The organism is Pseudomonadales bacterium, from assembly GCA_041395665.1.
Taxonomy (GTDB): domain Bacteria; phylum Pseudomonadota; class Gammaproteobacteria; order Pseudomonadales; family UBA7239; genus UBA7239.
Map to the genome: position 1 here is coordinate 358,489 of JAWLAB010000002.1, position 14,999 is coordinate 373,487.

Consider the following 14,999-nt stretch of genomic DNA (forward strand, 5'->3'; position numbering starts at 1 on the left):
ACGAGGTCTACTGTGGAATTTAGATTCACCGACGAACAAAAAATGATCCGCGAAACTGCGGAAAGTTTTTTGCAAGATGTATCGACTTCGGAAGCCGTGCGCAAAGCCATGGCAACTGAAGCGGGTTACGACGCTGAATTGTGGCAACGCATCTGCACAGAATTGTGCTTCCAAGCGATCACCATTCCTGAGCAACACGGCGGCATGGGTTTAGGTTTTGTCGAGCTCGCAGCGGTGCTGGAACAAATGGGGCGCGTTTTATTGTGCTCACCGTTTTTCTCTACAGTAGCAATGGGTGTTAACGCATTATTAATCGCGGGTAACGAAGCACAACAAGCAGAATATTTGCCAAAAATTGTTGAAGGTGAACTCACGGCCACACTCGCCTACACCGGTGCTGCCGCAGCACAACACGGCGGCAACTGGGGCGCAGATGCTGTCACCGCCACTTACCAAAAAGTGGGTGACAACTTTGCCTTAAATGGCACACTGCGCTATATCATCGACGGTCACACGGCGGATCTTTTAATCATCGCCGCACGCGCAGAAAATTCTCACGGCGAAAATGGTATTTCTCTGTTTGCTGTACCTGCCAACACCGCAGGCGTTGCACGCACATGGACGCCGACGATGGATCAAACGCGCCATCAAGCAGACATTGCACTGAATAATGTTTCTGTACCCGCTTCTGCATTGATGGGCGCAGAAGCGCAAGCGTGGCCGCAACTGCACAGCATCATCAGCTTGATTAAAGTTGCTGTCGCCGCAGAGCAAATGGGCGGCGCGCAAGAAATTCTCGATCGCACCGTCGCGTTCACACAAGAGCGCGTGCAATTCGGTCGCAGCATTGCCAGCTTCCAAGCCATCAAACACAAAGCCGCTGACATGATGCTGAAATGTGAAGTGTCGCGCTCTGCCGTGTATTACGCAGCTTGCGTGGCGCAAGAAGCATTGGATCCTACAGGAGATAAAACCATCGCTGCTGAATTGCATGAAGCGGCGGCGATGGCAAAAGGCTATTGCTCCGACACTTTCTTTTTCAATGCAGGCTCCGCGATTCAACTGTACGGCGGCGTGGGTTTTACTTGGGAATACGATGTGCATTTGTTTTTCAAACGCGCAAAAAGCAGCGAATTGTTTCTCGGCAACAGTGCGCAACAGCGCGAACTGATTGCACAGATGTTGCTGGATTGAGGGTGGCGCAATGAAACTGACTTTCAGCAAAGAAGATGAATTATTTCGCGCAGAAATCGCCGCGTGGTTGCAAGCCAATTTGGTTGGCGAATTTGAACAACTAAAATTTCGCGGCGGTCCCGGCGATGAACACATGTTTCCGCACGAAAGAAAACAGTGGGAACAAAAATTAGCCGAAGGCGGTTGGACTTGCGTCGGCTGGCCAAAAGACTGCGGCGGTCGCGGTGCATCCATCGAACAACAAGTGATTTTCTTTGAAGAGTACGCCCGTGCCGGTGCGCCGGGGCGCGTCGGTCACATCGGTGAAGGTTTGGCGGGGCCAACACTCATCGCGTTTGGCAGCGAAGAGCAAAAGAAAAAATACCTGCCTGGCATCGTATCCGGCAAAGAATTGTGGTGCCAAGGTTATTCCGAACCTGGCGCGGGCTCCGATCTCGCCAATGTCAAAACCAAAGCGCGTTTTGACGAAGCAAAAGGAAAGTGGATCATCAACGGACAAAAAGTGTGGACCTCGCTGGCACACGAATCCGATTGGTGTTTTGTCGTTGCGCGCACCGATCCCGATTCTGTCGCGCACAAAGGGCTGGGCTTTTTTCTCGTCTCCATGCATCAGCTTGGCGCCACCGTGCGCCCGATTGAACAGTTGACCGGCACATCTGAATTCAACGAAGTATTTTTTGATGACGCGGTGGCGGATGACATCGTCGGCAACCCAGGCGACGGCTGGAAAGTGGCGATGGGTTTGCTCGGTTTTGAGCGCGGCGTTTCTACACTCGGTCAACAAATGTTGTTTCAAAACGAGTTGAATGAAATCGTGCGTATCGCCAAAGAAAATGGCGCAGCAAAAGATCCAGCATTGCGTCAACGCATTGCGGAAGCGCACACCGGTTTGCGTTTAATGCGTTACAACGCGATGCGTATGTTGTCATCTGGCGATGACGGTGCGCTCGATAAATCTTCACTGGTTTACAAATTGCACTGGGCGAGCTGGCACCGCAATCTCGGCGTGCTGGCGATGGATGTGTTAGGCCCAGAAGCAGAAATGTTGGAAAGCGCGCCGTACAACTTAACGCGTCTGCAATCCATGTATTTGTTCACGCGCTCCGACACCATTTATGGCGGCACCAACCAAATTCAGCGCAACATCATTGCCGAACGCGGTTTGGGTATGCCGAAAGAAGCGAAAGGTAGATAACGAAAACTGACCCCTCCGCCGCTACGCGGCACCTCCCCTATTTCATAGGAGAGGATGAAACCTCCCCCTGCGAAGTAGGGGGAGTGCCCCGCAGGGGCGAGGGGGTCACACAATGAGGAAAAAATAATGCAAGATTTTGTTAAAAACCCAGAATATGTAGCAGGTCACGGTTTACTGAAAGGCAAATCCGTTTTGATTACCGCAGCAGCCGGTGTCGGCATCGGTTTCGCCGCTGCAAAAAAAGCAGTAGAAGAAGGTTGTCGCGCGATTGTGATCAGCGATGTGCATGAAGGTCGTCTGCAAGCCTCGGTCGAAAAATTGAAAGAAGAAACCGGACTGCAAGCGGTGTGGGGTAAAACCTGTAATGTCGCAGTGGAAGATGAAGTGCGCGCGTTGATCGACTTTGCGGAAAAAGAATTAAAAGGTATTGATATTTTGATCAACAACGCCGGTCTCGGCACTTCTAAATCGTTAGTGGAAATGGAAGATCCAGAATGGTTCAAAGTCATTGATGTGACACTGAACGGCACCATGCGTATGACGCGCTACATGATGCAAGTGATGAAAGCGCGCGGCACTGGCGGCGTGATCGTCAACAACGCCTCCGTACTCGGCTGGCGTGCACAAAAAGAACAATCCCATTACGCAGCCGCCAAAGCGGGCGTGATGGCATTGACGCGCTGCGCGGCAGTGGAAGGCGCAGAGTTTGGTGTGCGCATCAACGCAGTAGCGCCATCGTTAGCGGTGCATCCGATGTTAAAAAAATCCGCACCAGAAGAATTGTTGAAAGAGCTGGAAGGCAAAGAAGCCTACGGTCGCGGCGCAGAAGTGTGGGAAGTGGCGAATGTGATGATGTTCCTCGCCTCAGATTATTCCTCTTACATGACAGGCGAAATTCTCGCCGTTTCAGCGCAGCGTGCTTAAAAACGAGAGCAAAAACATGACGACTGTTTTCAAACACCCCAATGAATTATTGCAAGCCGTAGGCAAGCCACTCGGCAGCAGCGAATGGTTGTTGGTCGATCAACAACGCATCAATACTTTTGCGGATGCGACGGGCGATCACCAATGGATACATGTTGATCCGGTGAGAGCCAAAGAAGGTCCTTTCGGCGCGTGCATTGCACACGGTTATCTCACGCTGTCGCTGGTGAATTTATTTCTGCCGCAAATCGTCGATGTGCAAGGCATCAAAATGGGTGTGAATGTCGGCTGCGGAAAAATTCGTTTCCCCATGCCCGTAAAAGTGGATTCACGCATTCGCGGTGTTGGCGAATTGGTAGAAGCCAGCGAAGAAAAAGGCGGCATTCAAGCCGTGATTCGCGTCACCGTGGAAATTGAAGGCTCCGATAAACCGGCGTGTGTGGTAGACACCATTTCGCGCTACTTTCCTGAATAAATCAAAAAGGTAATCGCCATGAGAGAAGCAGTCATCGTATCCACCGCTCGCACCGGTTTAGCCAAATCATTTCGCGGCGGCTTTAACGAAACCGAAGCGCCAGCCATGGCAGGTCATGTCGTGCGCGCTGTGGTTGCGCGCGCCGGTATTGATCCTGCATCTGTTGAAGATGTGTTGTTCGGCGCAGCGGCGCAACAAGGTACGCAAGCGTATTGTTTGGGACGCTTGGCGGCGATTGCTGGCGGTTTGCCAGAAACGGTGGCTGGCATGGCGATGGAAAGACAATGTGCTTCTGGTTTGATGACGATTGCCACTGCTGCCAAAGCGATTATGTGCAACGAAATCGACATCGCCGTGGCTGGTGGCGTGGAATCCATTTCTCTCACGCAAAACAAACATAAAAATACTTTCCGTTCGCAATCGGAAGTGGTGAAAGCGCTCGACCCTGCCGCTTACATTCCGATGTTGGAAACCGGCGAAGTAGTGGCTGAGCGCTACAACATTTCACGCCAAGCGCAGGATGAATATTCGTATCAAAGCCAAATGCGCACAGCGGCGGCGCAAAAAAATGGCATCTTTAACGACGAAATCGTGCCGATGAAAACCACGATGTCGGTGTTCAATAAAGAAACCAAAGAAACCACTTTCAAAGAAACGGTTGTTGATCGCGACGACTGCAACCGCGCCGACACCACGCTCGAAGGCTTGGCAAAATTGGAGCCGGTGTGGAAAGACGGTCAGTGGGTGAAAGAAGGCAAATTCGTCACCGCAGGCAATTCGTCGCAGTTGTCTGACGGCGCTGCCGCTTGCTTGTTGATGGACAGCACACTCGCGCAGAAACAAGGTCTGCAAGCATTGGGTGCGTATCGCGGCTTGGCGGTGGCGGGCTGTAGATCGGACGAAATGGGCATTGGTCCTGTATTCGCTGTGCCTAAGTTACTGGCGCGTCACGGTTTGCAAATGAGCGACATCGGTCTGTGGGAATTGAACGAAGCTTTCGCATCGCAGGTGATTTACTGCCGCGACAAATTGGGCATCCCAAACGACATCATGAATGTGAACGGCGGCGCGATCTCCATCGGTCACCCCTTCGGCATGAGCGGCGCGCGCATGGTTGGCCACGCGCTGCTGGAAGGTAAACGCCGTGGCGCGAAGTTCGTCGTGGTGACCATGTGTATCGGCGGCGGTCAAGGCGCAGCCGGTCTGTTCGAAGTGTTCTAACACAGCTGCCCTGCGCGATGAGCTTCGCCGTCAGTCGCATCGACCACGCCGTGTACTGGGTGCGCGATGTAGAACAATCGAAAGCGTTCTACACCCGCGTGCTCGGTCTGCGGGAAGTGGTTACGGACGGCGGCGCCTGCCTGCTGCGCGCACCCAACAGTGAGCAGCATCACGACCTCGGCCTATTCCAAACGGACCCCGCCACCCGCCGCTCCGCACGCGGCGCTGTCGGTCTGTATCACATCGCTTGGAAAGTGAATACCATCGAAGATCTCGCCGCCGCTATGCACGCGCTGCAAGCCGCCAACGCACTGACGGGCGCCTCCAGCCACGGCGCGACCAAATCGGTGTACGGTACGGATCCCGACGGCAACGAATTGGAAATTGCCTTCACCATTCCGCGCCACGATTGGGGCGAGTGGGAACACGGCGGCACCGTTGAGCGTTTAGACATCAACGCCGAATTGGCGCGTTATGGCGCAACAGTTTCTATCTAAAAACAGCCTAAAACTTTTTTGAGTACGGCAGCATGCAAATGAACACCACCGAAGAATTGATCGCCGATATCCGCGCCGGAAAAATGGTGATTTTGATGGACGATGAAGATCGCGAGAACGAAGGCGACATCATCATGGCCGCTGAACACTGCGGCGCTGAACACATCAACTTCATGGCGAAATATGCGCGCGGTTTGATTTGCATGCCGATGTCGCGCGAGCGCTGTCAGCGTTTAGGTTTGCCCTTGATGGTGCAAAAAAATGCTTCCGGTTTTGGCACCAAATTTACTTTGTCGATTGAAGCGGCAACTGGTGTTACCACGGGCATTTCTGCCGCTGATCGCGCACGCACTGTGCAAGTTGCTGCCGCAAAAAATGCGCAGGCAAGCGACATCGTACAACCTGGTCATATTTTTCCACTGATGGCAGAGCCTGGCGGCGTGTTATCGCGCACGGGCCACACCGAAGCGGCGTGCGATTTGGCGCGCCTCGCCGGTTTGGAATCCGCTGGTGTGATTTGTGAAATTATGAATGACGACGGCACCATGTCGCGCCGCCCTGATTTAGAAATTTTCGCCAAAGAACACGGCTTAAAAATTGGCACCATCGCCAATTTAATTCACTACCGTTTAGCCAATGAGCGCACCGTAGAAATCGCGCACCGCGCACCGATACAAACCGATTACGGCGAATTTGAGCTCGTCACTTTTATCAACAAAACAGACGCTGAATATCACTACGCTTTAGTCAAAGGCGATATTCGTGCCGATGAACCGACGCTAGTGCGCGTACATTTAGCCACCGCAATGCGCGATTTATTTTGCGCACAACCGCCAGGCGCAAAAATTTGGAATGTGCGCCGCTGTATGGAAAAAATTGCCGCCGAAGGCAAAGGCGTGTTGGTGCTGATTCATCAATCCGAGTCGGTGGAAGAATTACACGACAGTGCGTTAACGATGCTCGGCAAAAAACCGCTGCAAAAAACCGCAGCCAGCCCGAATGTACACAAAACCGTCGGTGTCGGCGGGCAAATTTTGCGCGAGTTGGGCGTAGGGAAAATGCGCATACTCGGTCAACCGCTGCGTTACCGCGCGATTTCCGGCTACGATCTCGAAGTGGTCGAGCACATTGCCTGCGAATAAGGCAACGGTATTGCGTGTAGCACTGCCGGTTCCGCTGCGGCGCCTGTTCGACTATCTCGCTCCTGAAAATACTTTATCGCACACTTTGCAAGCTGGCGTGCGATTGCGCGTGCCGTTTGGTCGCCAAGAACTGATTGGTGTTTTAGTTGAATGCAGCGAGCACAGCGAATTTCCACTAGAAAAACTTAAACGCGCGCATGAAATACTCGACGACGAACCACCGTTAACACCCGTGTTGTTTGAGTTGGCGCAGTGGGCAGCGCAGTACTACCAATATCCATTGGGTGAAGTGTTACACACATTGTTGCCGCACACTTTGCGAGCAGGAAAATCCACTGAACTCGCCAGTGATTTGCAATGGCGCGCCGTGCCGTGTGCAGAAAATAGTTTACGTACCGGCAGTAAATTATTTTCGCTTTATCAATGGTTGCTACAAGAAAGCGCAACACGAGAAGCCATCACAGAAGCAGGCTATTCCAGCGCACAAATCAAAACGCTGTGCGATCGCGGTTTATTGGAATCTTTCATACCAACACCCACGCCATTTGATACGCAGAATTTATTAGCCGAACCCCATCTTGCATTAAACGAAGAACAGCGCGTTGCGGTTACTGGCGTCAGCATGGGAAAATTTTCTGCCACATTACTGGAAGGTGTTACTGGCAGCGGCAAAACAGAAGTGTATTTGCAGCTGATCGAAAAAGTTTTAACACGCAGTGAACAAGCATTGGTGTTGGTGCCAGAAATTGGTTTAACGCCGCAAACAGTGGCGCGTTTTCGTCGCCGCTTTCGCTGCCCCGTCGTGGTATTGCACTCTGCGCTAGCCGCAGGCGAACGCTATGCTGCATGGCAGCGCGCGCGGCGCGGTGAAGTCGGCATTGTGATCGGCACGCGCTCGGCTTTATTCACGCCGCTTGCACGCACCGGCATTATTATTGTCGACGAAGAACACGACAGCTCTTTCAAACAGCAGGATAGTTTCCGCTATTCCGCGCGCGATCTCGCTGTCTTGCGCGCACAGCGCGAAAACATTCCCGTTGTACTCGGCAGCGCAACGCCATCCTTAGAAACGCTACATAACGCCATGCACAATCGCTATCAACATTGGCGATTAACGCAGCGAGCCGGCAATGCAAAACCACCGACGATTGAAGTGATCGACACCAATCGTATTGCGCTGACTGAAGGCATTAGCGCACCACTGCTGCAAGCGATGCGCAATGAATTAGCGGCTGGCAATCAAGTGTTGGTTTTTCTTAACCGTCGCGGCTATGCGCCCGCATTGCTGTGTGCCGACTGCCGCTGGCAAGCCAGTTGCCCGCACTGCTCTGCCAAATTAACCGTACACAAAAAAACACAGCAGTTGCGCTGCCACCACTGCGACTATTACGAAAAACTACCGCGCGATTGCCCACAATGTGAGAGTACGCGTTTAGATGCTATTGGGATTGGCACACAGCGCAGCGAGCATTTTTTTAACGAGCAATTTGCTGAATATCCTGTCATTCGCATTGATCGCGACAGCATGTCGCGCAAAAAATCACTGCACGATGCATTGGAAAAAATTCATCAGGGCAATCCCAGCTTGTTGATTGGCACGCAAATGTTGGCGAAAGGTCATCACTTCCCGCATGTCACGCTGGTAGTCATTTTAGATATCGACAGCGGTTTATTTTCTGCTGATTTTCGCGGCGCAGAAAAAATGGGGCAGTTACTCGAGCAAGTTGCGGGGCGTGCGGGGCGTGCAGAAAAACCAGGGAGAGTCTTAATACAAAGTCGCTATGCAGAACACCCGCTGTTGCGTACGCTGCTCAAAGAAGGCTATCAACAACTCGCGCGGCAATTATTGGGCGAAAGGCAAGCTGCGGCATTGCCGCCGTACACACATCTCGCACTGCTGCGTGCAGAGCACACCGATCCGCACCATGCACAACAACTATTAAAAAACTGGCTACCTGCCTTGCAAGCGGCGTGTGAATTAGGCGTACAACTTGCAGGCCCTTGGCCTGCACTCATGGAAAAGCGCGCGAGTTTTTATCGTTTTGATATACAAATCAAAAGCAGCAACCGCAGCGAGTTACAAAAAACACTCGCCAAGTTTTGTGCATTTGCGGAACAACAAAAATTACCGAAAGGGTTGCGCTGGTCGCTGGATGTGGATCCAGCGAGTTAACGCATTCCGAAAAAATTACTTCCCTAACTGCCGTACCATCGCTGGCGTGTAAAAACTTGTCGGCAACGCAGGATCCACATAACGCGGCGGGCCTTTTTGTTCATTGATTAAATAATTTGCCAAGTACGCGCCTTTTTGTAAATCGTGATACACCTCCATACGCGCACCCATACCTGGGAGATCGTATTGATCGACCATGCTGCGAAAATTGGTGCGCCATAATTGTCCTTGGCTATCGTAGTTATCGGCCAGCACTGCTGCCCAAGTATCCTCATCGGTATACAGTCTGCGTTTAGAATAAATATGTCGTTTCCCTTCGCGCAGTTCTGCCAAAATCACATTGCAACGGTGTAACTCATAGCGCATGTATTTTGGATTGAGATGGTTTGGTGTTAACAATTCTTTGTAAGTAACTTTTGGATCATCCAGATCGTTGTTGTTATAGGGAATAAATAATTCACGCTGTCCTTCTAATTTCCAGGTGTAACGCGAATTGGCGCCATTAAATAACATCGCATCATCTACTGTACGCAAACCACCCGCGCTGTCAGGAAAATCATACGCAATACTCGGTGAGCGACGCACACGGCGCACGCCAGGTAAATACACCCACGCATCGCGCGAAGTATCACTCACATTTTTGTATTCGTGTACCAAAACCACGGTACCCTTTTCTCGTGCCGGCTCTGTGAGCTGCACCATTACCATCGCAGCAATATTGGATTTATTAAATTCTTCACGCGTTGTATTTTTTGAATAATACTGCACATAGCGATTTTCAATAGACTGCCGCATATTGACTTCACCATTAGAGTAAACCGCAGCCGCATCTACTATGCCTTCTGTTGCGCCCAACATGGGCGAAGCCATGTGATTCCACAATACTTCTGCTGCATTTTTTGGAATAGGAAACGGCACACCAAAATACACATCCGTTGCGCTATTGCCGTCTGCCCCTAAGCCGGTATACAGCGCGTTCAATTTAGTATTTTCATGCACGCGATCGCTGTAACGCACATCGCGATGCGATGGATAGATTGGCATGTAGAAAGTTTCAGGGTATTTTTTGAACATCGCAATCTGACCATCGGTCAGATTTTTTAAATACTGCGTGTAATTTTTTGCCGTAATGGTGAATAAGGGTTTTTCATCGGGGTAGGGGCTGGGGTAATGCGTACCTGTGCCTTTGTAATTTACACCGGAGGGAACGCCGAGAAGACTGCCTGTCCATTTCGGAATCGTGCCCTCCGCATTGCCCGCAGGATTGGCGCCCATCGGTGTCAGTGTTGTGCCTAATTTATCCGCTTCCACTTGCGAAACCGCAGCCCAACTCGACACCGATAGCAACAACAAACTACCGCCCAATAAACCGACGAACGCATTGCGACGCATCATTTTTCTCCTAGCCTTTATTTTTATTGTCAGACTATTGCTTGTCTGTCCTTTGGCTAGGATACCGCAATAAATTGTTTTGCAAACGCCTCAATGCGTTTTTTCTTGAAGTCGATGTCAGTGGGAACAATTTTGCCATCTACCATAAAGTTCGCGCCATTGGTCATGGTGACACCCATCGCTTCCACACGCTCAAAAGTGCCTGCGCTGGGATTGAGAACGGCAGTCCACACATCAAACGCTCGCTCTAAAGTGCCCGCCTCTGCACGCGCTGCGTGAATTTTTTGCAGCACCGCTGGCAGTTGTTCCTCCGTGTAACGCAAACCCAACCAACCATCGTGTTGCGCGGCGCGACGAAACGCAGCATCGCTATCGCCGCCGATAAAAACCGGCACAGGTTTTGTGGTACCTGGTGACATTTGCAGCGGCGCAAAATTGTGAAACTCACCGTGATGCTCCACCATTTCACCCGACATCAATTTCGCCATCACCGCTAATTGTTCGTCTGTGCGTTTGCCGCGCGTGTGAAAATCCTGCCCTGTTAATGCAAATTCCGTTTTCTGCCAACCAATCCCCACCCCCATGATGATGCGGTTATTGGACAAATACGCGGCGGTGGAAATCGCCTTTGCCGCATTAAAACTGTCGCGCATTGGCAACACATAAATCGTGGTCAAAAATTGTAGCTTTTGGGTTTGCTGCGCAATCGCGGCGGCAATGACCCAAGGGTCAGGCCAATGCGTTTCTGGATGCCAAAACACTTGTCCGTTTTGTGTATAAAGATATTCATCCACTTGCGTTTTCGTGGTGATCAAATGGTCGCCAAACGACACGCCGTAAAAACCTAAATCTTCCGAAAACTTAGCCAGTTCAACCACTTGATCCAATTCGCAAAAAGCGAGCGATTGCCAGAACTTCATGATGAAGTCTCCATGAATAATTTAGGTAGCGCGCGTTTATCCAACAAACCGGTTTCACCCATCCAGCGCAGAGTGTCGGTAAAAGTTTCCTGTGTACTGCGCAGATGCACCCCAAGCTCTTGCATGGTTTCGCTATTTTTTACACAAGGCCACTGCGTGGCATAGCGCATCGTTTCTGCAGAAATCGGCGAAGGATCAGGTTTGAATAAGCGTTTGAAATCCGTGACACGACCAAACAGACGCAACTTCCAGCCTGCCACTGCACTGCGTGGCAATTTTTTGCCGCTGATGTCATCGAGCAAATCAGCAAAAGTTTCCCACGCCATGTAATGCCCCGCAGTGAGATGGCGCGCAGCTTTGCCGTCATTTTTTTCTAACAATGCAACAATAAACGCAGCGAGATCACGCACATCAATTTGTTGCGTGCCACCGCTGGTGATGCGAAAACCTTGCGTCATGCGATACAACAGCGACATCAATGTTGCAGAACGCCCCGGATCATCCGGCCCAATAATGCCACCCGGATAAACGGTTTTGATGCCCTTATTTTTTGCCTGCATGTCGCGTACATATCGCTCTGCTTGCACTTTGCTTTGTCCGTAAGCGTGCTTGGATTGAGCAATCGGTGCATCCGCACTCATGCGCGCAGGATTGGTATTAAAAATTGCTGTGATACTGGAAACATACACGATGTTATTGATGCCGCACTCACACGCTGCATCAATCACATTTTTTACACCATCGACATTGGTGGAAAATAATTCTTTTTCACTCGCTACTTGCGTGGGCGTTACTGCCGCTGCATGCACAACCGCATCGCAACCTTGCAATGCATCACGCACCACAGCAGCATCGGTGATAGAACCCACCACCATACGATCAACCGTCACGCCGTAACGCGAAAATAATTGCTGTGCTTTTTCTGTGTTGCGCACCAACACCACCACTTCATGCGCGTTGCGTTTTAAGGTGCGCAGCACATGAAAGCCAACAAAACCGGTACTTCCTGTGACCAGTACGCGCATTGTTCAATCCTCAATACGAATCACACGATTGGGACAACCGCGCACAGCATTCATCACTTTTTCACGCAGTGATTCGTCTGGCGATTCTTGCAACACCACCACTTGCGGGTAACCGTCAGGCGTATCCTGAACCGTAAAAACCTCTGGGCATTCTTCCATGCACACGCTGTGCCCTTGGCATAAATCGAGATCAACTGTGATGCGCATTGTCGCCACCTATTTTTTCTTGCGTTTGTAGCGCACCGTCATCGGCGCTAAAGGTTTGACCGTCATACCGCTGTGATCATCGACATAAGATTCTTTCGGATTTGACAACTCAAAATCAAAATCCAACAGCAGCGTGGCAAAAATCGCTTTCAACTGCAAAATCGCAAAGGCGTTGCCCGCGCATTTATGGCGACCACCACCGAAAGCCATCCATGCAAATAAATGCTCAGGTTCAGGTCTGTGCATATCGAACTTTTCTGGTTCAGGAAACACTTCCGCAATTTTGTGCGCCACCCCTGGCGACATCACTACGCGATAACCTTTTGGAATCACAAAATCCTGATAGTGAAAATCTTCTTCCACCACGCGAATAAGCGTCGATAAAGGTGGATGCACGCGCAGAACTTCACGAATAAACGCTTCCATTTTTGGCATGCCGCGCATGGCGTGATGCGAGACTTCACCACCATCGGCAAATACTTCTGCCAATTCTTGTTTTACTTCAGCCATAAATTGCGGATTGCGCAAAAACTCCACCAGCGTCCAAGTCGCTGTACCGGAACTGGTGTGATGGCCGGCGAACATAGTGGCAATCAGCAAACCAGTAATTTCATGCGGCGACATTTTTGAGCCGTCACTGTAAGTGGCCGTCATAAAAGTGTGCAGTGCGTCTGTGTACTCTTTGTCAGACGCACGGCGCTTCGCGACAATTTCCTCCACCATTTCACCCAAACGCACACGCGCTTTATCGCGCGCTTCAAATTCTGGCAGCGGCAAATACGGGTCGATAAATGCAATCGCAATGACCGCGTGCTCTAAATCGCGATACAGTGCACTGAATTCATCCGTCATGTCGCGGCGGAAATCCACACCCAACAAACAACTGGTGGAAGTGTACAAAGTGAGACGCACAAACTCGTCCACCATATCCAATTCGCCGCTTTCACCCCATTGATTGGTGAAGTCGCGCACTTCATCCGCAATCACACCGGCGTAAGCTTTCATGTTTTGATAACGCAGCGCATCGACTTGAATTTTTAATTGCTGCTTCAAACGCTCCAGCGGCGTATCAAATAAAACATCTTTACCGAACACAGGCACCATGCCTTTATACGCTGCCGACTGTCCTAACACTTCATCGGGCGCGCGACACCACGCTTCCTGCGCATCAGGCCCAGACATCAACACATGCGGCTGCCCCATCAAATTGTATTCGCCAACATCACCGCACTCTTGCCGCACGCGCATCAAAAATTTTGGTTGATTAACTTGATACTCTTCGTAGTGACCAGTTTCTGGTTTTGCACCACTGAGTTTTGGAATCGGCTTGCTCATGGCTATCTCCAAATGGTTATCTCCAAAAAATTAAGCTTCGCCCACACTTTTTTTCAAATACGCCAAACGCGCTTCTAACATTTTGATCATCATTTTGTTGCGCTCTTGTCTGCGCTCCATCGCCAACGGGCTCAGCGCACCTTTATCTGCGCATTGATCAATAAACTCCATGGTTTTGCCAAAATCGTAAAAATCGCGCTGTTCGCACCATTGATAATTGCCGCCGTATTTGAACCACGAGGCACCAATCACACGCATCGGTGAGCCATCCGTATTTTTTAAGGCATTGCCGCTGCCATCTTTCGGCGGTGTTTGCCACCACCAACAAAATGCTTCACCTTTTTTTTCATCAATGACAATTTTTTCGTAGGGATAAGTCCAACCTGCATAAGGATCCATTGCATCACCGACACAAGTGGCGCGAATATTTTCGCGACCGCGCGCTTCGTACAAACCCGTTGGAATATCCCATGCGTAATAGCAATCTTCCGTGTAGCAATCCGCCAAACAGCGCCAGTCGCCCGTGGCTTCCGCTTTCTCGTTTGCCTGCAACCAGATATTCATAGTTTTTTCTAATTCTTCGCGCGCGTAAGCCATGCCCTGCTCCTTTCCTGAATGGTGATGAAAAAATTATAGTACAAGCTATAATTTTATTGTCAACGCAACAATCAGCTATAGGAATACGAGGAATGCCCCGCAAAGCCGTATCGCGCACCAGTGAAAAAACACGCCTCGCCGTGATCGACGCCGCCATCCACTGCCTCGCCAACGAGGGCTACCACCGCGCCACTAGCAACCGCATCGCGCGCCAAGCTAGCTTGAGCTGGGGGGTGATTCAGTACCATTTTGCCGATCGCGCCGGCATCTACCGCGCCGTGCTAGACAGCATTATCGCCGCCTACATCACGGAGTTGGACAACTTGGCGCGCAGCGGTGAAGACAAAACCGTGCGTGAGCGCCTGCAATTACTGGCGGAACGCTCGTGGCAGTTGCTCAACCACCCCGCCTACCTCGCCACCATGGAGCTGCTGCTGAATTTGCCGCGCGACCCTGAGCTGACGCTCAACACCAAAACCTATGTGAAACGCTGGTCACTGCGGATGGCGGAATTGTGGCAGGGGATTTTTCCCGAGTTTGCTGCGGATCACGCAGGCAATAATGCCGCACGGCAGATTTTCTTCGCCGCCTTGCGCGGCTTTGTCGATAACAGACTGATCGGCCAGTGGCCGAAACGCAGCGTGCCGGAGGATGTTTTTCCCGCGCTAGTCACTGCGTGTGCGGCGTTGTTGGTATAGCGAG

At 51.1% G+C, this 14,999-nt stretch carries 15 protein-coding genes; 9 read left to right on the plus strand and 6 right to left on the minus strand.

Annotation, left to right across the window (positions count from 1 at the left end; all coding sequences use genetic code 11):
- Window positions 1-12: 12 nt before the first annotated feature.
- The 8 genes from R3E63_04270 (at window position 13) to R3E63_04305 (ending at window position 8,821) form a co-directional block, all read left to right on the plus strand.
- Complete coding sequence (locus R3E63_04270; GenBank protein ID MEZ5539169.1) at window positions 13-1,194, plus strand: acyl-CoA dehydrogenase family protein; 1,182 nt, start codon at window positions 13-15, stop codon at window positions 1,192-1,194.
- Between the two features lie 10 nt (window positions 1,195-1,204).
- Entirely contained in the window at window positions 1,205-2,389 is a 1,185-nt protein-coding gene (locus tag R3E63_04275) for an acyl-CoA dehydrogenase family protein (protein ID MEZ5539170.1), read from the plus strand.
- A 126-nt stretch (window positions 2,390-2,515) separates the two neighbouring features.
- Window positions 2,516-3,313, plus strand: a complete 798-nt coding sequence (locus R3E63_04280; GenBank protein ID MEZ5539171.1) for an SDR family oxidoreductase — start codon at window positions 2,516-2,518, stop codon at window positions 3,311-3,313.
- Between the two features lie 16 nt (window positions 3,314-3,329).
- Window positions 3,330-3,788: a MaoC family dehydratase gene (locus tag R3E63_04285; GenBank protein MEZ5539172.1), complete on the plus strand. Its 459-nt coding sequence runs from the start codon at window positions 3,330-3,332 to the stop codon at window positions 3,786-3,788.
- 18 nt (window positions 3,789-3,806) lie between these two features.
- Entirely contained in the window at window positions 3,807-5,009 is a 1,203-nt protein-coding gene (locus R3E63_04290) for an acetyl-CoA C-acyltransferase (GenBank protein MEZ5539173.1), read from the plus strand.
- A gap of 17 nt (window positions 5,010-5,026) precedes the next feature.
- Complete coding sequence (locus R3E63_04295) at window positions 5,027-5,506, plus strand: VOC family protein (protein ID MEZ5539174.1); 480 nt, start codon at window positions 5,027-5,029, stop codon at window positions 5,504-5,506.
- 32 nt (window positions 5,507-5,538) lie between these two features.
- Entirely contained in the window at window positions 5,539-6,648 is a 1,110-nt protein-coding gene (ribBA, locus tag R3E63_04300; protein ID MEZ5539175.1) for a bifunctional 3,4-dihydroxy-2-butanone-4-phosphate synthase/GTP cyclohydrolase II, read from the plus strand.
- Window positions 6,635-8,821, plus strand: a complete 2,187-nt coding sequence (locus tag R3E63_04305; protein ID MEZ5539176.1) for a primosomal protein N' — start codon at window positions 6,635-6,637, stop codon at window positions 8,819-8,821. The genes ribBA and R3E63_04305 overlap by 14 nt, the downstream gene beginning before the upstream one ends.
- 15 nt (window positions 8,822-8,836) lie before the next feature.
- Here the strand turns inward: R3E63_04305 and R3E63_04310 are convergent, their stop codons facing one another.
- Genes R3E63_04310 through R3E63_04335 form a run of 6 tightly spaced genes read right to left on the minus strand, consistent with a single transcriptional unit; the run spans window position 8,837 to window position 14,297 of the window.
- The gene (locus R3E63_04310) at window positions 8,837-10,216 is read right to left on the minus strand and encodes a DUF1329 domain-containing protein (protein ID MEZ5539177.1); all 1,380 of its coding nucleotides are present in this window, start codon (window positions 10,214-10,216) and stop codon (window positions 8,837-8,839) included.
- Window positions 10,217-10,269: 53 nt separating this feature from the next.
- A complete protein-coding gene (locus R3E63_04315) occupies window positions 10,270-11,133 on the minus strand; it encodes a TIGR03619 family F420-dependent LLM class oxidoreductase (protein ID MEZ5539178.1) in 864 nt (287 codons plus the stop codon).
- Window positions 11,130-12,158 carry an NAD-dependent epimerase/dehydratase family protein gene (locus R3E63_04320; protein MEZ5539179.1) on the minus strand — a complete coding sequence of 343 codons (1,029 nt, stop codon included), beginning with the start codon at window positions 12,156-12,158 and terminating at the stop codon, window positions 11,130-11,132. The genes R3E63_04315 and R3E63_04320 overlap by 4 nt, the downstream gene beginning before the upstream one ends.
- A gap of 3 nt (window positions 12,159-12,161) precedes the next feature.
- Window positions 12,162-12,365: a ferredoxin gene (locus tag R3E63_04325; GenBank protein MEZ5539180.1), complete on the minus strand. Its 204-nt coding sequence runs from the start codon at window positions 12,363-12,365 to the stop codon at window positions 12,162-12,164.
- A gap of 9 nt (window positions 12,366-12,374) precedes the next feature.
- Complete coding sequence (locus R3E63_04330; protein ID MEZ5539181.1) at window positions 12,375-13,700, minus strand: cytochrome P450; 1,326 nt, start codon at window positions 13,698-13,700, stop codon at window positions 12,375-12,377.
- Between the two features lie 30 nt (window positions 13,701-13,730).
- Window positions 13,731-14,297 carry a hypothetical protein gene (locus tag R3E63_04335; protein MEZ5539182.1) on the minus strand — a complete coding sequence of 189 codons (567 nt, stop codon included), beginning with the start codon at window positions 14,295-14,297 and terminating at the stop codon, window positions 13,731-13,733.
- Between the two features lie 92 nt (window positions 14,298-14,389).
- Here R3E63_04335 and R3E63_04340 point away from each other — a divergent pair, with 92 nt between their 5' ends.
- Complete coding sequence (locus R3E63_04340) at window positions 14,390-14,995, plus strand: TetR/AcrR family transcriptional regulator (protein MEZ5539183.1); 606 nt, start codon at window positions 14,390-14,392, stop codon at window positions 14,993-14,995.
- Window positions 14,996-14,999: the final 4 nt, after the last annotated feature.

Excerpts from the sequence above, each read along its gene's own strand:
- R3E63_04335 (MEZ5539182.1), bottom strand. The coding sequence starts at position 14,297 with ATGGCTTACGCGCGCGAAGAATTAGAAAAAACTATGAATATCTGGTTG.
- R3E63_04325 (MEZ5539180.1), bottom strand. The coding sequence starts at position 12,365 with ATGCGCATCACAGTTGATCTCGATTTATGCCAAGGGCACAGCGTGTGC.
- R3E63_04285 (MEZ5539172.1), top strand. The coding sequence starts at position 3,330 with ATGACGACTGTTTTCAAACACCCCAATGAATTATTGCAAGCCGTAGGC.
- R3E63_04290 (MEZ5539173.1), top strand. The coding sequence starts at position 3,807 with ATGAGAGAAGCAGTCATCGTATCCACCGCTCGCACCGGTTTAGCCAAA.
- R3E63_04330 (MEZ5539181.1), bottom strand. The coding sequence starts at position 13,700 with ATGAGCAAGCCGATTCCAAAACTCAGTGGTGCAAAACCAGAAACTGGT.
- R3E63_04310 (MEZ5539177.1), bottom strand. The coding sequence starts at position 10,216 with ATGATGCGTCGCAATGCGTTCGTCGGTTTATTGGGCGGTAGTTTGTTG.
- R3E63_04320 (MEZ5539179.1), bottom strand. The coding sequence starts at position 12,158 with ATGCGCGTACTGGTCACAGGAAGTACCGGTTTTGTTGGCTTTCATGTG.
- R3E63_04295 (MEZ5539174.1), top strand. The coding sequence starts at position 5,027 with ATGAGCTTCGCCGTCAGTCGCATCGACCACGCCGTGTACTGGGTGCGC.
- ribBA (MEZ5539175.1), top strand. The coding sequence starts at position 5,539 with ATGCAAATGAACACCACCGAAGAATTGATCGCCGATATCCGCGCCGGA.
- R3E63_04280 (MEZ5539171.1), top strand. The coding sequence starts at position 2,516 with ATGCAAGATTTTGTTAAAAACCCAGAATATGTAGCAGGTCACGGTTTA.
- R3E63_04275 (MEZ5539170.1), top strand. The coding sequence starts at position 1,205 with ATGAAACTGACTTTCAGCAAAGAAGATGAATTATTTCGCGCAGAAATC.
- R3E63_04340 (MEZ5539183.1), top strand. The coding sequence starts at position 14,390 with ATGCCCCGCAAAGCCGTATCGCGCACCAGTGAAAAAACACGCCTCGCC.
- R3E63_04315 (MEZ5539178.1), bottom strand. The coding sequence starts at position 11,133 with ATGAAGTTCTGGCAATCGCTCGCTTTTTGCGAATTGGATCAAGTGGTT.